This window comes from Rhizobium sp. Root149 (assembly GCF_001427345.1).
Classification (GTDB): domain Bacteria; phylum Pseudomonadota; class Alphaproteobacteria; order Rhizobiales; family Rhizobiaceae; genus Neorhizobium; species Neorhizobium rhizoryzae.
The window spans coordinates 893,292-911,142 of record NZ_LMGD01000012.1 but is presented as its reverse complement, the minus strand read 5'-3'; the positions used below and the strand labels follow the sequence as shown (position 1 = coordinate 911,142).

The window sequence follows — 17,851 nt, the reverse complement described above, 5'->3', positions numbered from 1 at the left end:
CATCTTTCAAAGATTGAACGGGGCGGAAACGCCCCGTTTTCCGTCGGGGCATTGCCCGCCAATGTACGATATCTAGAACGGTCTCGAAAAGGAAAGAAGATGAGCAACTGCAAGGCAATGATCCTTGGATGCGCCGGCACGGAATTGTCTGCCGAGGAAATCGCGCTGTATCGCGATCAGCAGCCTTGGGGTTTCATTCTGTTTGCTCGCAATCTCAAGGACGAGGCTCAGATCCGCAATCTTGTCCAGTCAATGCGGGATGCAGTTGGACGTCAGGATGCCCCTGTGCTGATCGATCAGGAAGGCGGGCGCGTTCAGCGTATCCGCGCGCCGATGGCTGAAAACTATCCGTCGGGCTCGGTTCTCGGTGCGCTTTATGAGCAAGATAAGGCGCGGGGATTGCGCGCTGCATGGCTGATGTCGCGTCTCCATGCGTTCGATCTGACCAAGCTTGGCATCAACATCAACTGCCTGCCCGTTCTCGATGTTGTTGTGCCCGGAGGGACGCCCGCCATCGGGAATCGTTCTTACGGAGAAAACACGGCGACGGTGGCGGCTGTTGGTAAAGCCGCAGCCGACGGTCTGAAGGCTGGCGGCATGTTGCCGGTGATGAAGCACATGCCAGGCCATGGCCGTGCGATGGTAGACTCCCATCACGACCTGCCGGTGGTATCGGCATCTATCGATGAACTCGATGCGCACGATTTTCTGCCGTTTCGTCAGATGAAAGATGAGCTTATGGGCATGAGTGCTCATATTGTTTTCACGGCGATCGACCCCGAAAACCCCGCAACGACATCGCGCAAGGTCATTGATGAAGTTATTCGTGGGCGTATCGGCTTCGATGGTCTTCTTCTATCGGACGATAGTTCGATGAACGCGCTGAAAGGCACACTGGGCGAGCGTGCTGCCAACATTATTTCCGGCGGCTGTGATATTGTCCTTCATTGCAACGGCGTCATGGAGGAAATGAAGCAGGTCGTCCGCGAGGTCCCGCTTCTATCCGGCAAGAGCTTGAAGAGGGCCGAAGCTGCACTGGCAGGTTTTTCCCCGGCAGACACATCCAGCGAGGCCGATTTGCGTGCCGAGTTCTGGTCGCTTATACCAGCAGCGTAAACCGTTCCGCTTTTCTGCTAGCATCGGCCAGCGGGAGGAGGGGCTTCTCCCACAGGCGCGAGTATAGCGATGGCCGTCGATAAGCATACCTCCATTCCGATGGACAAGCTTTGGCAGGATAGTGAGGCGCGAGGCGTCAGCGAGGCGGCGCTCGTAATCGACGTGGGCGGTTTCGAGGGGCCGCTCGACCTTCTGCTGCACCTGGCGCGCAATCAGAAGGTCGATCTTGCGCGCATTTCCGTCCTTGCGCTGGCAGAGCAATATCTGGAATTCGTCGAGAGTGCCCGTCGTGTTCGGATCGAACTTGCCGCGGACTATCTGGTGATGGCTGCCTGGCTCGCCTATCTCAAATCGAAACTGTTGATTCCCCAGCAGTCGAGGCAGGAGGATGGTCCTTCAGGGGAAGAGATGGCAGCGGTGCTCGCATTTCGTCTCAAGCGGCTGGAGGCCATGCGCGAGGCTGCAAGTCACCTCGTCAACCGGAACCGGCTGGGCAGAGATGTTTTTGCTCGCGGTGCGCCGGAGCATCTGCCGGACAGGGCAGGCAAGACGTTTGAAGCCGAACTTTACGATCTCCTTCATGCCTATGCCAATTTGCGACAACGCCAGGCAATCACGCAAGTCACAATCGAACGTCGCAAAGTCTGGTCGCTGGTGGAGGCAAGGGAACTGCTCACCTCAATGTTGGGTGAAATCGGCGACTGGACATCGCTTCAGGCTCATCTTGTTGAGTTCCTTCCCCCTAGCGATCGCGTGACTGCGACTGCAAGTGCCTTCGCTGCATCGCTTGAACTGGTGCGTGAGGGGAAGCTGGAGATGAGGCAGGATTCGGTGTTCGGCAGTCTGTATCTGAGAAGTCCCCTTAACTCACGTCTCAAGGCTCAAATGAGGGAGAAGCCTGATGTCGATAGCTGACGTCGAGATGGCCGGGAACGGATACGATAACGCAGAGGAAATCTCACGCCTTGAGCTGGAAGCGGAACGCACGGCTGAAGCGTTGATTTTCGCGTCGGCCGAGCCCGTCTCGGAAGCATACCTGCTCGAGCGGCTTCCCGGCACTGTTGATTTGCGCAGGGTGATGGCGAGATTGGTCCATCTCTACGCTGGCAGGGGCGTCAACCTCATTCGCGTCGAAGACCGTTGGGCATTTCGCACGGCTGCGGATCTGTCTTTCGTGATTCGCCGGGACGATACGGAATCGCGCAAACTCTCTCGTGCAGCGCTCGAGGTTTTGGCGATCATCGCCTATCATCAACCGGTCACTCGCGCTGAGATCGAGGAGATCCGTGGCGTGCAAACCTCTCGCGGAACCCTGGATGTTCTGATGGAAGCGGGATGGGTACGCTTTCGCGGTCGGCGTAGAACGCCCGGTCGTCCCGTCACCCTGGGCACCACGCCACGTTTTCTCGATCACTTTGGACTGGAAGAAATCCGTGATTTGCCAGGAATCGAGGAGTTGAAGGGCGCGGGGCTCTTGCAAGGAAGAATTCCGCCTGATTTTCGTGTACCGCTGCCATCGTCTGCTGATGAGTTGGCCGAGGACGAAGACCCGATTACCCAGCTGGATCTGGAGGAGCTCGGTCTCTTGACACCCGGTGGCACACCGGACGATTAGCGATTGAGAGAGCTGAGGTCACGGAAGGCATGCTGTTAAATACAGATGTAAAGCAACGAGGTGGCGGGGCTGCTCTGCGCAGGACTGCCGGGGTCACGTTTGCCGCAAGCCTGACCTTCGAAGAAATCCACCACCACTATAACGGCAAAGAAACGATTCGCGGCATAAGCCTCGAGGCGTGCCCGGGCGAGGTGCTGTGCCTGTTGGGACCATCAGGATCTGGCAAGACGACGCTGCTGCGGATCGCGGCCGGTATCGAGTCGCAGACGCGCGGGCGTGTGTGCATCGACGGTCGCGAAATGGCAGGTCCTCAATGCTTTGTTCCGCCAGAAAAGCGCGGCGTTGGCCTGATGTTTCAGGACTACGCACTCTTCCCGCACCTTTCAGTGCTCGATAATGTCAAATTCGGGTTGACCGCGCTTCCTTCGTCGGAGGCATCAGCCGAGGCGATGGTGGCGCTTGAGCGGGTGGGTCTTGCGCACTATGCGCAAAAGTTTCCGCACGCGCTCTCTGGCGGCGAGCAGCAACGGGTCGCGTTGGCCCGTGCGCTCGCTCCCCGTCCTGGTGTTCTATTGATGGACGAACCTTTTAGCGGGCTTGATTCGCGGCTGAAGGATTCGATTCGGGCTGATACGCTTGATGTCCTGCGACAAAGCCGCGCAACAGCCATCGTCGTGACCCACGATGCGGAGGAAGCCATGAGAATGGCAGACCGCATTGCCCTGCTCAGTAACGGTCAGCTGGTCCAGCTCGGCAAGTCGCAGGATCTATACAGGAAACCACGATCACTGTTTGCGGCCGGTTTCTTCTCCGAGATCAATATTTTGACGGGACGAGTAACATCGGGTCGCGTTCAAACTCCGCTCGGAGCTTGTGATTCCGGTCCAATTGCCGATGGTCAGGAGGTGGAGATCGCGGTGAGGATATCGTCGGTTTTCGTTCGCGCCGATGGACCCGGTGTGCCCGCTCGGATCATCACGCGCCGCTTTCTCGGGGTGGTCGAACTGTTGACGCTGGCCGTGGAGGGGCTTGATGAGCCGCTTCGCGCACGTATCCGTGCCGATCAACTTTCGGAAGGTCTGACTGACGTGGTTGTGAACGTTGCGCCAGAAGACATTTTGGTGTTTGAAAAACATTCCTAAACATCTTACATCGTTTAGACGCGCAATTACGGGAGTGAGTTATGGGTTCTTTTAGTGTGTGGCACTGGCTGATCGTTCTGGTCATCGTGCTGATCTTCTTCGGGCGCGGCAAGATTCCGGAATTGATGGGCGACGTCGCCAAGGGCATCAAGAGCTTCAAGCAGGGCATGTCCGAAGACGAGAACAAGGACGCGACGCCGACTGCGACGCCTGCCAAGACTGTCGATCACCAGCGCGAAGAAACAAAGTAAGTCGCCGGAACGCGTTCGCGTTCCGTGGCGGGAGTATAGCCCATGCTGGACATCGGCTGGACAGAACTGCTTGTCATTGCAGTTGTCTTGATCGTCGTGGTTGGCCCCAAGGATCTACCGCCTATGCTTAGGGCATTTGGCAAGATGACGTCCAACTTGCGAAAGATGGCCGGAGATTTTCGCACCCAGTTCGATGAAGCCTTGCGAGAGGCGGACATGGACGGTGTGCGGCAGACGATTGATGATGCCAAGCGGTTTCATCCCGCGAACGCAATACGCGAGGCGATCAATCCTCTGCGTGAAATGGGCAACGAGATTCGCAACGATCTGCAGAAAGCGACCGAGCTCCCTGGGGCGAACACGTCCGACGCTGCCACAGGCTCTGTCGCGACGACGTCCGTCGATGATCTGATTCCGCCGCCTGCGTTTTCCCTGCCGGAAACCCCACCTCTCACGCCGCCGCCAGCCGCCTCTGTTACGTCTGCTCAGGCTTCCCCTGCAGTCGTTACGCCACAGCCGCAGGCCTCGGGTGGTGCTGCTGCGTCACCATCGACGCCGCCCGTGGCGTCTGCCTCGGGGACAGGCAATTCACCTGCGGTTTCTGGGGCAGGGCTGACAAAGGCACCGGCTGAAACGTCGTCCACGTCTTCGGTTCCTGCGCCAGAAGTTGCCAAGGCTCCAAGGTCGCGGAAACCATCGACACCAAAGCTGGTCGCACCAGCGGTACCCGCCGTCGTTTCCGGAGCCGGGGCGGATGAGGTGGCAGTCAAACGAACACGCACGCGAAAACCTGCTGCGGATGTGATTGAGATTTCCTCCGAAAACCCGGTCACGACAAGAAAAACCGCATCGAAGAAATCTGTGGCTGTCGAAGGTGCGTCTGACGTCAAAACCGTCGCACCTGGTGCACGCAAGAAAAAGACGTCTGCCTCCAAGGATCAAGCATGAGCGGCGATTACAACGATAAGCCTCAGCCGTTGATCGAGCATCTGATGGAGTTGCGCACGCGACTCATCTGGTCGCTCGCCGCCTTTTTCGTGGCGTTCCTGGTCTGCTTCTTCTTTGCAAAGCAACTCTTCAACCTGCTGGTCGTACCCTACAAGTGGGCGGTCCTCTGGGCTGGCCTCGATCTTTCCAAATCAGAGTTGATCTATACGGCGCCGCAAGAGTTCTTCTTCACGCAGGTGAAGGTGGCGATGTTCGGCGCACTGGTGATCGCGTTCCCGATCATTGCCTCGCAGTTGTACAAGTTTGTCGCACCTGGCCTCTACAAGAACGAGCGGGCGGCGTTCCTGCCGTTTCTCGTGGCTTCACCGCTCCTGTTCCTGCTTGGCGGTGCGCTCGTCTACTTCTTCTTTACGCCCATGGTCATGTGGTTCTTCCTGGCCATGCAGCAGGCGCCAGGCGAGGGGGATGTGGCCATCTCGCTGATGCCCAAGGTTTCGGAGTATCTCTCGCTGATCATGACGCTGGTCATGTCATTCGGACTTGTTTTCCAGCTGCCGGTTGTCACAACGCTGTTGGCTCGGGTCGGTTTGTTGACGAGCGATTGGCTGCGCGAGAAACGCAAGTTCGCAATCGTCATCGCGTTTGTTGTTGCGGCAGTTCTGACACCCCCGGATCCGCTGTCTCAGATCGGCCTTGCACTGCCGACGATCCTTCTCTACGAGATTTCCATCTATGCTGCTCGACTCGTCGAGAGGAAGCGCGAGGAGGAAACGGCCTTGGCTGATACCGAATCTGCTTCATCCGTCGCGACGTCCGAGAAGGCTTGAGGACAAGTTCCGGCATCGCAGCATTCTCGGCCGGATTGGAAACAGAACGGCCGGGACCGACGTCGCGGCCATAACCCGCAGATGATCTGGAACGACCATGCTCGATATCAAGTGGATTCGCGAAAACCCGGCAGCCCTCGATGAGGCGCTTCAAAAGCGGAGCGCCGAGCCGCAGGCGCAGGCAATATTAGCGCTTGACGAGACGCGCCGATCCGCGATCCAGAAGCTGCAGGATATGCAATCCCGACGCAACGCCGCCTCCAAGGAAATCGGCGCAGCGATGGCGCAGAAAAACACTGAGCTTGCCGAGCAGTTGAAGCAGGAGGTGGCCTCGCTCAAGGATACGATGCCGCTCGTCGAGCAGGAAGAGCGTGCAGCTGTTGCTGCGCTGGATGACGTGCTCTCCCGCATCCCGAACATTCCACTGGACGATGTGCCTGTCGGCAAGGATGAGTCCGATAACGTGGTAACACGGGTCGTCGGCCAGAAGCCGGGTTGGAACCATCCTGCACTGGAGCATTTCGAAATCGGCGAAGCTTTGGGCTACATGGATTTCGACCGTGCTGCCAAGCTTTCTGGCTCGCGATTTACGGTACTCACGAGCCAGTTGGCCCGTCTCGAACGCGCGCTCGGCCAGTTCATGCTGGATCTGCATACGCGCGAACACGGATATACCGAGGTTTCGTCCCCGCTGATGGTGCGGGATGAAGCCATGTACGGCACCGGCCAGCTGCCGAAATTCTCCGAGGATCTGTTCCGCACGACTGACGGGCGCTGGCTTATTCCCACAGCCGAAGTAACGCTGACAAATCTGGTCTCGGGCGAAATTCTTGATCAGGAAAAGCTTCCACTTCGGTTCACGGCATTGACGCCATCGTTCCGCTCTGAGGCTGGATCTGCCGGACGTGACACGCGTGGCATGCTGCGCCAGCACCAGTTCTGGAAGTGCGAACTGGTTTCGATTACCGATGCCGAAAGCTCGATTGCCGAACATGAGCGGATGACCGCTTGTGCGGAAGAGGTGCTGAAGCGCCTCGGGCTGCATTTCCGCACGATTACGCTTTGCACGGGTGACATGGGCTTTGGCGCGCGCAAGACCTATGATCTGGAAGTCTGGTTGCCGGGGCAAGACACGTATCGTGAAATCTCGTCCTGCTCGGTCTGCGGTGATTTCCAGGCCCGTCGCATGAATGCCCGTTATCGCAGCAAGGATGACAAGAACCCCAAGTTTGTTCATACGCTGAATGGATCAGGCACGGCGGTTGGTCGCTGCCTCATCGCTGTTCTCGAGAACTATCTGAATGAAGATGGCTCCGTCTCAATCCCGGACGTTCTTCTGCCTTACATGGGTGGGTTGACCCGTATCGAAAAGGGCGCCTGATCAATGAGGATCCTGCTCACCAATGATGACGGGATTCACGCAGAAGGACTGCGGGTGCTTGAGGGCATCGCCCGCAGTCTCTCGGACGATGTCTGGATCGTAGCGCCTGAGACTGATCAGAGCGGCCTTGCCCACTCGCTCACACTGTCCGACCCATTGCGTCTGCGGAAGATCTCCGACAAGCACTTTGCAGTCCGTGGAACGCCGACCGATTGCGTCATCATGGGCATCCGGCACGTGCTCAAGGGCAAGCCCGACCTCATTCTATCTGGCGTCAATGCTGGTTCGAATCTTGCGGATGATGTGACCTATTCCGGCACGATTGCAGCCGCAATCGAGGGAACGATCCAGGGTGTCCGTTCCATTGCGCTCAGTCAGGCCTACAGGCATGACGCAGAAGGGCGGTTCATTCCCTGGTCGGTGGCCGCGCATCACGGTGCGGATCTGGTGCGCAAGATTCTCCCGATTGCTTTGCCGGAGGGAACCTTCCTGAATGTCAATTTTCCCGCCTGCGCGGAAGGTGAAGTTGAGGGACTTGATGTGACGACCCAGGGCAAAACGGATTTCGCGCTGGTTGTGGATGAGCGTCAGGATGGCCGCGGAAATCCTTACTTCTGGCTGCGATTCAGCGACCGGAAGGGCCGTTTCATGGAAGGGACCGACATCGCTGCAGTGCGTGCCAACCGTATTTCCATTACGCCTTTGCAGCTTGATCTGACAGATCATGCCGCATTGAAGAATCTGTCCGCCGCTTTGGGAGTTTCTCGTTGAAGACAGCGATGATCGAGAGGGAAGGTTTTGCCTCTCTGGTCCTTCGCCTGAGGGCGCAAGGCGTAACAGACCTCGATCTTCTCACAGCCTGCGAACAGACGCCGCGCACCCAGTTTGTTCCCTCGCAATTCGTAAGCGAAGCCTATTCAAGCCGCTCCATTCCGATTGACTGCGGCTCCTTCATGGAGGGCGCTGATCAGGCGGTTCGCATTCTGTCCAAACTGCAGTTGAAGCCGGGTCATCGTGTCCTGGAGATTGGCACAGGCAGTGGCTATCTGACGGCGGTCATGGCGCGCATAGCCGAGCGTGTGTTCTCTGTGGATCGCTTCCGAACCTTGATCTCCGGCGCCCAGGAGCGGGTCGATTCGCTGGGTCTGCGCAACGCTATCGTGCGGCAGGCGGATGGCATGAATGGGATGCAGGGTGAAGGTACCTTCGATCGAATTATCGCAACCGCCGCCTTTAGCGCTGTACCCCGTTTCTATGCCGATCAGTTGGTTCATGGGGGATCAATGATTGCCCCTATGGTCATTGATGAAGAGAACTGCATGATGGTGCGCCTGACGAAAACCGGCAGTCGTTTTGAACGTGAAGACCTTTTTCCAGTCAGCTATCTCCCGCTGGTCCCGCATATCGCGTCATATCTGTAAGCTTCAGCTAATAAAAGTTCCGCGTCAGGTAGGCCCTGCGAAACGATTGCTTATTCATGGTTAGCAAATTGCGAAAAAAGTGAATCGTTCGGACGCGCCTTAACCGGTCAGTAAGACTAACGCGCTTTAATGATACCTACATTTAGTACTGTCGTTGTGTAGGTCGGGTCATGCGTTTGAAGAGTTCGTCGAACATGAGAAAGTCAGCCGTACGCGTTGCCGTAGCGGCCTTTCTGGCGAGTGCAGCAACGGGATGCAGTTCCGACGCGTCTCGCTTTACGGGTATCTTTGATAAGGATAACCTGACAACGGCATCTATCCCGCAGCGTCAGGGCGGCGGTGCCTATGGTGCTCCTCCAATTCCTGCTGAGGATGTTGGTACAGGTGGCCGATATCAGTCCGCTGCTGTCGCGCCGGCGCGGGCGCCCGTTGCCAATCAGGGCTATCAAAACTCTGGGGCGTATCCGGTCGCGAGCGCATCTCCGGTCCGCGCTGTTTCTTCGGCGCCAATCCAGCGTGCGCAACTTGCCCCGCCGACGGCGCAGCCTCTGCCGCCCGCTCGTGACATGCAGACCCGTCAGGAAGCCATGGCGCAGCCAATGCCGCCGCGGGTTTCGTCTGCGCCTGCAATGAAGGCGCAGGCTCCGGCTGTGATGAGCGATGCTGTGACAACTGGCTCCACGCCAGCAGCGAATGGCTGGTCTGTCGGCAACGCTCCGAAGGTCACACTTCGCCCGGGTGAAACTGCGGCTACGCTTTCCAAGCGTTACGGTGTTCCGGAGCAGGAAATCCTGAAGGCCAACAATGGCCGCCTGGTCCCTGGTCAGATCGTCGTAATCCCTACCTACGCAAATCGTAGCAACCCGGCGAAGATGGCGGCTGGCGCTATTGATCTGCCGAAGAACAGCCCACAACCAGGTCCTGCCGATCAGAGCCAGAAGGTTGCTGTGGTGCCTGGCGCCCCGCCGCTGCGTGACAAGGCTCAGGCCGAGGCAGGCAAGTTGACGCCGCCCGCATCAGGTGGTCATCCAGGCACAGGCTCCTACACCGTAAAAGCAGGAGACAGCCTCGCGAAGATCGCACGCGCCACCAATACGCCGATCGACCAGTTGAAGGCCATGAACGGCATTACGGATGGCAATCTCAAAGTTGGCCAGACGCTTAAGGTTGGTGGTTCCGGAGATGCGGTCAAGACTGCCTCCATCCCGAGTAAGCCAGCCGACAAGCCCATGGCGGCTGTTGCTGACAAGGCGGAAGCTGCTGCTGCAAAGGCCGAAGCTGCCCAGCCAAAGGCACAGGAAAAGCCCGCGGCTGCACAGACCGCCAGCCTGAGCGATGTTCAGAACAAGATGGACAATACGACGCCTGCGCCAAGCTCCACCGGTATCGGAAAATATCGTTGGCCGGTCACTGGTGCGGTGATCGCTTCATTCGGCCAGAACGTTAACGGTAGCCGCAATGACGGTATCGATATCTCGGTTCCGGAAGGCACGCCGATCAAGGCTGCGGAAAATGGCGTCGTTATCTACGCAGGTAACGGTCTCAAGCAGCTTGGTAATACAGTCCTGATCCGCCATGACGATGGCAAGGTGACGGTCTACGGTCACGCGTCGAACATCTCGGTGTCTCGTGGCCAGAAAATCCAGCGCGGCCAGACGATTGCAACGTCCGGCATGAGTGGTGATGCGAAGCGTCCGCAAGTCCACTTCGAAGTCCGGAAGGACGCAAGCCCGGTGAACCCTTCGACTTATCTCGAATAGAGTAGTGCGTTTCGAGAGCTTGGAAGCCCGGCCGTCCTGAGGGACAGGCCGGGCTTTCTGCGTTCAGGCGCGGTCGAGAGGCTTGCGCAGTCGGCCGGCGAGGTCCTGAATATATTGCCAGGCGACGCGACCGGAGCGCCCACCTCGTGTCGTTGCCCATTCCAGCGCTTCGGCGTGAAGACCATCCTGCGTGATGCCCAGTTCGAAATGCTCGGCATAGGCATCGATCATCGCGAGATAGTCGGTCTGGTTGCACTTGTGGAAGCCAAGCCAGAGACCGAACCGATCCGACAGTGAGACTTTTTCTTCGACTGCTTCGGATGGATTGATCGCCGTCGACTGCTCGTTCTCCATCATGTGGCGTGGCAGGAGGTGGCGTCGGTTCGATGTCGCATAGAACAGAACATTGTCGGGACGTCCTTCAATTCCCCCGTCAAGTGCTGCCTTCAGCGACTTGTAGGCGGTATCATCGTGGTCGAAGGACAGGTCGTCGCAGAAAACGATCACACGTTTTCCGCTTTCTTTCAGAAGATCGAGGAGAGCAGGCAGTGAGGCGATATCCTCGCGATGAACTTCGATCAGCTTCAAATCCGGGTCGATGCTTGCATTGATGTCGGCATGCACGGATTTTACCAGCGACGATTTGCCCATGCCACGTGCGCCCCAGAGAAGGACATTGTTCGCCGGGAAGCCCTCCGCGAAGCGTTGTGTGTTTTCGTGAAGAATATCCCGGACGTGATCAACGCCGCGTATGAGCTTGAGGGAAACCCGGTTCGGCTTGCGCACCGGATGAAGTCGCTGATTGACAGGCTGCCAGACGAAGCAATCCGCAGCCGACCAGTCATTGATAGCCGGAGGAGGTCCCGCAAGTCTTTCCAGCGCGTTTGCCAGTCGCGTGATTTCCGCGAGCAGAGCAGCAGCATTATCCACGGACATTTGATCCTCCAGGCGCGTTTTCTGGTCTTACAGAGCATGTTTTGCAGCGGGTTAGCATGGCGTTTTGCAGGCCGAAAGGGTATTAGCCCTGAATTCGGTACTCTGCGTGTCGGTCGATCTGTTGCTTTTGTGCCAAGGGTAACTATAGTCCGGCCGCTCGAAACGGGGTGCCTCGTTCCGAATTTCTGGGAGTCATAGATGTTCATTACTGAAGCATTCGCCCAAGCCCAGGGCGCTGCGCCCGCTGGATCCGCCTTCGGTTCCGGCCTCGAAATGCTTTTCCTTTTCGCACCCCTGATGGTGGTCTGGTATTTCTTCCTGATCCGCCCGCAGCGCGCGCAGATGAAGAAGCGGCAGGAAACGCTTTCGAACATTCGTCGCGGCGATCAGGTTGTCATGGGTGGCGGGATTTCCGGCAAAGTCACCAAGGTTGTTGATGACAACGAACTCGAAGTGGAAATCGCGGAAGGTGTGCGTGTGCGCGTGATGCGTTCCTACGTCGCTGAAGTCCGCGTCAAGGGCGAGCCGGTCAAGACTGAAGCCGCCTAATTCTATCCTATCCGGAACGAGGCGCGCCTCTTGGCGCGCCCGTTCGTATGAAATCAGAGTGTCGAGAGTTCCATGCTTTACTTCTCCCGCTGGAAAACGCTTTTTATTTGGTTCGTCATCGCTGTCAGCGCGCTGATCGCGGTTCCGAACCTTTTCAGTAACGAGCAGTTGGCGAAACTACCGCACTGGTTTCCGACCAAGAAGGTCACACTCGGCCTCGACCTGCAGGGCGGGTCGCACATTATGCTCAAGATCGAGCGTGCGGATATCCTCAAAGAGCGTCTCGAGACGATCGTCGGCGATGTCAGAAACGTGCTTCGCGAAGGCAACATTCGCTACGCGGGCCTGAGTGGGACCGGCCAGCAGATCCAGGTGCGCTTGACGGATGTCGCGCAGTTGGATGCTGCCAAGACGGCGCTACAGCCACTGACCAACCCGGTGTCCGCTGGAAGTTTTGGTGGTACGATCACCGAAGTGACGCTTCAGGATGAAGGTAACGGACAGCTTCGACTGAACCTCACAGACGCTGGCATCGAGTACCGCATGTCGTCTGCCCTGACGCAGTCGATTGAGGTCGTTCGCCGCCGCGTTGACGAGTTGGGTACGACAGAGCCGCTCATTCAGCGTCAGGGAACCGATCGCATCATTGTGCAGGTGCCGGGCCTGCAGGATCCTCAGCGCCTGAAGGCGCTGCTGAACCAGACCGCCAAGCTTTCCTTCCACATGGTTGACACGTCCATGCCGGTCCAGGAGGCGCTGAATGGCCGCCCTCCGGCCGCCTCGCAGATCATGTATTCCACGGATGATCCGGCAGTTCCCTATCTGGTTGAGCGCCGTGCACTTGTGTCTGGTGAGAACCTTGTCGATGCGCAGGCGAGCTTCAACCAGCAGAACAATGAGCCTGTCGTTACATTCCGCTTCGACTCGCGCGGTGCGCAGCGTTTTGCGCAGGCAACACAGCAGAATGTCGGTCGTCCCTTTGCGATTGTTCTCGACGATCAGGTTATCTCTGCTCCCGTCATTCGTGAGCCAATTGTCGGCGGATCAGGCCAGATCTCCGGTAACTTCACGGTTCAGGGTGCAAACGATTTGGCCGTTCTTCTGCGCGCTGGCGCCTTGCCTGCGACGCTGACTGTGGTTGAAGAGCGCACGGTTGGTCCGGGTCTCGGTGCAGACTCCATCCGTGCGGGCGTCATTGCCAGCATCATCGGCGCCGCATCCGTCGCCTTCTTCATGTTTGCATTCTATGGCTTTTTCGGCTTTCTGGCCAACGTCGCGCTCGCGGTCAACATCGTGATGATCCTTGCGGTTCTGAGTATGATCGGCTCAACGCTGACGCTCCCAGGTATTGCCGGTATCGTCCTGACCATGGGCATGGCGGTCGATTCGAACGTTCTCATCTACGAGCGCATTCGTGAGGAAGTGAAAAGCGGGCGAGCAATCATTCCTGCCATCGATAGTGGCTTCCAGCGCGCATTCGCGACGATCATCGATGCCAACCTCACAACTCTGATCGCTGCGGTGGTGCTCTTCTATCTCGGCTCTGGTCCGGTCCGCGGATTTGCCGTCACGCTGGCCATCGGTATCATCACCACGGTCTTCACAGCCTTCACCTTCACGAGCTGGATGTTCTCTCTCTGGATCCGCCGGTCGAAGCCGAAGGCGCTGCCGAAGGGGATACGGACTGGCATTTTCGACGGGCGTGGCCTGCCATTCATGTCGATCCGCAAATACAACTTCGGCATTGCGGCTGCCCTGTCCATCGCATCGCTTCTTGCATTTGCGACGGTTGGCATGAACCTCGGCATCGACTTCAAGGGCGGTTCGATCATCGAACTCAAGGCAAAGCAGGGCGATGCCGACATCGGCGATATTCGCGCCCGGCTTGATCAGTTGAACCTCGGAGAGGTCCAGGCGCAGGGCTTTGGCGGTACGCAGGACGTTCTGGTGCGTGTACAGGCGCAAGAGGGTGGTGAGAATGCTGAGCAATCTGCGCTCGAACGCATTCGCAACGAGCTTGGCACTGATTACGAATTCCGTCGCGTGGAAGTCGTCGGTCCGGCTGTATCGGGTGAACTATCCTACAGCGCGACGCTGGGCGTTGGAATCGCGTTGCTCTTCATTCTGGTCTACATCTGGTTCCGCTTCGAGTGGCAGTTTGCGGTAGGTGCGATCGTTGCGACGATGCACGATGTGATCCTGACGATTGGCCTCTTCGTTCTGACGGGCATCGAGTTCAATCTCACCAGTATCGCGGCGATCCTGACCATTGTCGGTTACTCGTTGAACGATACTGTGGTGGTCTATGACCGGATGCGGGAAAACCTTCGTCGCTATAAGAAGATGCCGTTGACCGAACTCATCGACATTTCCATCAACCAGACGCTGTCCCGCACGGTCTTGACCGGCCTGACAACGATGATTGCACTTTCCGCATTGTATCTGTTTGGCGGCGAGGTCATTCGCTCCTTCACCTTCGCAATGCTCTTCGGCGTGGCAATCGGTACATTCTCGTCCATCTATATCGCTGCACCGATCCTGATTGCCTTCCGTCTGCGGCCCGATGCCTTCAACAAGGAGGCAGGCGACGAAAAGGGGAAGAAGCCCGATAGCGTAGCCAGCGGAAAGCCGAGCGTTTAAAAGTGGCAAGAAACGTCGAAATCCGTGATGCACATTTTCCTGGTCGAGCACCCATCGATGCCTATGGCAACGGTGGATTCCGCTTTGCGGACATGTCTCATCGCGGATCGCTTCTCTGTCTTCCCTCGGGCATCTATGGTTGGGAGATGACAGAAGGAGCGCCGCTGGATGTCTCTGTGTTTGATCGTGCTCTGGCAGAGGCGGCCGATTTTGAATTTTTGCTCATCGGCACCGGTAGCGACATCCGTCCGATCCCGGCGCCGTTGAAGGCTGCCTTGCGAGCCAGGGGAATTTCGTCTGATCCCATGGGAACTGGCGCGGCGGTTCGCACGTATAACATCATGCTCAGCGAATCGCGTCCGGTCGCTGCAGCCCTGATTGCAATCTGATTACTGCCTTTAACGCACGGTGCGCGAGACGATGAGCGATCCGCTGGAAATCTGCCTCACCAGTTTGCGCGATACCGATCGGGATCGATATCTGGCTTGTCTTCTGTCGCCCACAGAGAAGCGCGGTTTTCTCGCCGCCCTCTATGCCTTCAATGCGGAAACCGCGCGTATCCGCGAGCTTACAAAGCAGCCGCTGGCGGGCGAAATTCGACTGCAATGGTGGCGTGATCTCCTTGAAGGGGATGCGAAGGGAGATGCGGCTGCCAATCCTGTGGCCTCAGGGCTGCTGAAGGCAATCGAGGTGTTCGACCTTCCGCGCCAGCCTCTGCTGAATATGCTCGATGCGCGCATCTTCGACCTCTATGAAGATCCGATGCCGGATCGGTCCTCCCTTGAGGGCTATGCTGGTGAAACCGCCTCGGCATTGTTGCAACTCGCGGCGATGATCCTCGACCGCGAGGCCGCAACCGGCATCAGCGAGATCGCGGGCCATGCCGGTGTCGCCCAGGCCATTTCCGGCATCCTGTTGCTGATGCCTATTCATCGGCGTCGGGGGCAGGTTTATCTTCCGCAAGATATCCTTCGCGCGACCGGGCTGGATAGGGATATGCTTCTGCAGGCCGAAGGCGGGGAAAAACTTGACAATGCGATTCGCGCCTTCGTTGCTCTTGGACATGAGCATTTGGACAAGGCGCGTTCGGCTGGTGCTATTCCGAAAAACCTGATGCCCGCCTTCCTTCCCGTTAGCATTGTGCCGTCGATTCTGGCTCAGGCCGACCGGAAAGCAGGAAGCGTCTTGACCGATTTCTCCCCTTCGCCTCAATGGCTGCGCCAGATCCGGATGCTCAGAGGCCTTATCCGCAATCGTATTTGATCGAAGGCTGCGAAGCAGTTTGATCCACACTCGCGCAAGCCAAGGGATTTATTTTCCGGAAGCATTAGCTGCAGCAAGCAGATCTGATTCAATTATGAGAGCGATACCGGCATGAGTCTGAGTTTGATCATTTGGAGTCTCGTCTGCCTGGCTCTGGTCGCCGTCGCCTATTACGTCACCCGAATGGCCAAGGACGACGAAGACAGCCTGCACGACACCGGGCTTGCTATCCTGGAATTTGGTCGGGCCTTTCCCAACGAGGCCATTCGCAGCTTGCATCAGACTGTGGACGGTAACGCCATCTTTGTCCGCACGCATGAGAACAAGGCCGGTATCATGCGCAACCACCGTCGGCATTTTTCATGTCACCTCATTGAACCAGGTAGCGCACGCGTCACGCCGCTTGCCACGGGCAGGGGCTTCGAGATCGAATTTCTCGATGCGCCCAGCCAGAACGGGACATTCACTTTTGCAACCACGGAAGACGCAGCCGAAGTGTCGCTCTGGTTGCTCGGTAACCTGCTCGCGACCCCAAAAGCTGGTTCAAGCTTCGACGGAAACCTCGACTCTAGCACGATCTGACGCCGGGAGATTGACGCCGAGCCAGTGCGCGCAGTCCTGAAGCGCACGCCGCGCAATCAACTGTCGTTTCATGATCGTCTTGTCTTTGCCCCTGAAGCGCTTCACGCCTTCCGGTTTGACAATCGATCCGGGCTCGAGCTCGGGAAACAGACCGAAATTGATGTTCATCGGCTGGAAAGAGCGCTTGCCGGGCTCATCCTCGGAGACGAGGTGACCTCCGGTGATGTGGTTCAACAACGAGCCCAGAGCCGTCGTAGCAGGCGGCGTCGAGATCTCGTGACCTGTGCGCTCCGCTGCTGCGAAGCGGCCAGCAAGCAAACCAATTGCCGCACTCTCAACATAGCCTTCGCAGCCTGTTATCTGGCCCGCAAACCGCAGTGTCGGCCTGCTCTTCAGCCTCAACGTATGATCCAGCAATGTTGGCGAGTGGATATATGTGTTTCGGTGCAAGCCGCCAAGGCGGGCGAACTCCGCGTTCTGGAGGCCGGGAATCATGCGGAAGATCTCGGCCTGAGCACCATATTTCAGCTTCGTCTGGAAGCCGACCATGTTGTAGAGCGTGCCCAGTGCATTGTCCTGCCGAAGCTGTACGACGGCGTAGGCCTTCACTGTTGGATTATGTGCATTGGTCAAACCCATGGGCTTCATCGGGCCGTGACGCAGTGTCTCGCGGCCTCGCTCTGCCATCACCTCAATGGGCAGGCAGCCGTCGAAATAGGGGGTGCCTTCCCATTCCTTGAAGCCGACCGTATCGCCCGCAATCAAGGCGTCCACAAACGCATCATACTGCTCTTTGTCCAAGGGGCAGTTGATGTAGTCCTTGCCATTGCCGCCGGGCCCCACCTTGTCGTAGCGGGACTGATACCAGCAGATATCCATATCGATGGAATCACGATGAACGATCGGGGCGATCGCATCAAAGAAGGCCAGCGAATCCTTGCCGGTTTCAGCCTGGATTGCGGAGGCAAGCGACGCCGACGTGAGTGGTCCGGTCGCGAAGATCGTGAGGCCCCAGTCCGCAGGCGGCAGACCTGCAACCTCTTCACGCACCACCGTGATCAGTGGATGTTCCTCAATTGCCTTTGTTACGGCGTCAGAAAATCCGTCGCGATCCACGGCCAGAGCGCCACCGGCGGGAACCTGATGCTTGTCGGCGCAAGCCATGATGAGACTGCCTGCCAGACGCATTTCGGCATGAATAACGCCCACCGCATTGGCGGTTGCGTCGTCCGAACGGAATGAGTTGGAGCAGACAAGTTCTGCCAGTCCATCGCCCTTGTGAGCGTCGGTTCCACGTACACCGCGCATTTCATGCAGGATGACGGGCACACCAGCCTGCGCCAGTTGCCACGAAGCTTCAGATCCGGCCAGCCCGCCGCCAACCACATGAACAGGAGAATGAGTGCTTTTTGTCATGCGC

Annotated in this window: 18 protein-coding genes; 16 read left to right on the top strand and 2 right to left on the bottom strand. The window is 57.8% G+C overall.

The window, feature by feature from the left end; genetic code table 11:
- Positions 1–99 precede the first annotated feature (99 nt).
- From nagZ to ASD54_RS11245, 11 genes are all read left to right on the top strand, one after another.
- Positions 100–1,116 carry a beta-N-acetylhexosaminidase gene (gene nagZ / locus ASD54_RS11295; RefSeq protein ID WP_062554645.1) on the top strand — a complete coding sequence of 339 codons (1,017 nt, stop codon included), beginning with the start codon at positions 100–102 and terminating at the stop codon, positions 1,114–1,116.
- A 69-nt stretch (positions 1,117–1,185) separates the two neighbouring features.
- A complete protein-coding gene (locus tag ASD54_RS11290) occupies positions 1,186–2,031 on the top strand; it encodes a ScpA family protein (RefSeq protein WP_200958463.1) in 846 nt (281 codons plus the stop codon).
- Between the two features lie 7 nt (positions 2,032–2,038).
- Positions 2,039–2,731, top strand: a complete 693-nt coding sequence (gene scpB, locus ASD54_RS11285) for an SMC-Scp complex subunit ScpB (RefSeq protein WP_244484740.1) — start codon at positions 2,039–2,041, stop codon at positions 2,729–2,731.
- 29 nt (positions 2,732–2,760) lie between these two features.
- Positions 2,761–3,873, top strand: a complete 1,113-nt coding sequence (locus ASD54_RS11280; RefSeq protein ID WP_062554643.1) for an ABC transporter ATP-binding protein — start codon at positions 2,761–2,763, stop codon at positions 3,871–3,873.
- 41 nt (positions 3,874–3,914) lie between these two features.
- A complete protein-coding gene (locus ASD54_RS11275) occupies positions 3,915–4,124 on the top strand; it encodes a twin-arginine translocase TatA/TatE family subunit (protein ID WP_062554642.1) in 210 nt (69 codons plus the stop codon).
- Between the two features lie 42 nt (positions 4,125–4,166).
- Positions 4,167–5,072, top strand: coding sequence for a Sec-independent protein translocase protein TatB (gene tatB / locus ASD54_RS11270; RefSeq protein WP_082547171.1), 906 nt, complete (start codon positions 4,167–4,169; stop codon positions 5,070–5,072).
- On the top strand, positions 5,069–5,899 hold the full coding sequence (tatC, locus tag ASD54_RS11265; protein WP_062554641.1) for a twin-arginine translocase subunit TatC: 831 nt from the start codon (positions 5,069–5,071) through the stop codon (positions 5,897–5,899). The genes tatB and tatC overlap by 4 nt, the downstream gene beginning before the upstream one ends.
- A 97-nt stretch (positions 5,900–5,996) precedes the next feature.
- Positions 5,997–7,280 carry a serine--tRNA ligase gene (gene serS, locus ASD54_RS11260; protein WP_062554640.1) on the top strand — a complete coding sequence of 428 codons (1,284 nt, stop codon included), beginning with the start codon at positions 5,997–5,999 and terminating at the stop codon, positions 7,278–7,280.
- A 3-nt stretch (positions 7,281–7,283) separates the two neighbouring features.
- On the top strand, positions 7,284–8,051 hold the full coding sequence (gene surE, locus ASD54_RS11255; RefSeq protein WP_062554639.1) for a 5'/3'-nucleotidase SurE: 768 nt from the start codon (positions 7,284–7,286) through the stop codon (positions 8,049–8,051).
- On the top strand, positions 8,048–8,701 hold the full coding sequence (locus tag ASD54_RS11250; protein ID WP_156379165.1) for a protein-L-isoaspartate(D-aspartate) O-methyltransferase: 654 nt from the start codon (positions 8,048–8,050) through the stop codon (positions 8,699–8,701). Before surE ends, ASD54_RS11250 begins: the two co-directional genes overlap by 4 nt.
- Positions 8,702–8,895: 194 nt before the next feature.
- On the top strand, positions 8,896–10,461 hold the full coding sequence (locus ASD54_RS11245; protein WP_244484725.1) for a peptidoglycan DD-metalloendopeptidase family protein: 1,566 nt from the start codon (positions 8,896–8,898) through the stop codon (positions 10,459–10,461).
- Between the two features lie 63 nt (positions 10,462–10,524).
- Here the strand turns inward: ASD54_RS11245 and ASD54_RS11240 are convergent, their stop codons facing one another.
- Positions 10,525–11,397: an ATP-binding protein gene (locus ASD54_RS11240; protein WP_062554636.1), complete on the bottom strand. Its 873-nt coding sequence runs from the start codon at positions 11,395–11,397 to the stop codon at positions 10,525–10,527.
- 198 nt (positions 11,398–11,595) lie between these two features.
- On the opposite strand from ASD54_RS11240, the gene yajC reads away from it, so the two are divergent.
- The 5 genes from yajC to ASD54_RS26115 all read left to right on the top strand — a co-directional run bounded on the left by yajC (position 11,596) and on the right by ASD54_RS26115 (position 16,431).
- Complete coding sequence (gene yajC / locus ASD54_RS11235) at positions 11,596–11,946, top strand: preprotein translocase subunit YajC (RefSeq protein WP_062554635.1); 351 nt, start codon at positions 11,596–11,598, stop codon at positions 11,944–11,946.
- A 72-nt stretch (positions 11,947–12,018) separates the two neighbouring features.
- Complete coding sequence (gene secDF, locus ASD54_RS11230; protein WP_062554634.1) at positions 12,019–14,586, top strand: protein translocase subunit SecDF; 2,568 nt, start codon at positions 12,019–12,021, stop codon at positions 14,584–14,586.
- Positions 14,587–14,588: 2 nt separating this feature from the next.
- Positions 14,589–14,975, top strand: a complete 387-nt coding sequence (locus ASD54_RS11225; protein WP_062554633.1) for an Mth938-like domain-containing protein — start codon at positions 14,589–14,591, stop codon at positions 14,973–14,975.
- 31 nt (positions 14,976–15,006) lie between these two features.
- Positions 15,007–15,849, top strand: coding sequence for a phytoene/squalene synthase family protein (locus ASD54_RS11220; protein WP_062554632.1), 843 nt, complete (start codon positions 15,007–15,009; stop codon positions 15,847–15,849).
- 117 nt (positions 15,850–15,966) lie between these two features.
- Complete coding sequence (locus ASD54_RS26115) at positions 15,967–16,431, top strand: hypothetical protein (protein WP_082547184.1); 465 nt, start codon at positions 15,967–15,969, stop codon at positions 16,429–16,431.
- Here ASD54_RS26115 and trmFO read toward each other — a convergent pair.
- Complete coding sequence (gene trmFO / locus ASD54_RS11210) at positions 16,393–17,847, bottom strand: methylenetetrahydrofolate--tRNA-(uracil(54)-C(5))-methyltransferase (FADH(2)-oxidizing) TrmFO (protein WP_062554630.1); 1,455 nt, start codon at positions 17,845–17,847, stop codon at positions 16,393–16,395. The two genes, ASD54_RS26115 and trmFO, sit on opposite strands and share 39 nt — an antisense overlap.
- Positions 17,848–17,851: the final 4 nt, after the last annotated feature.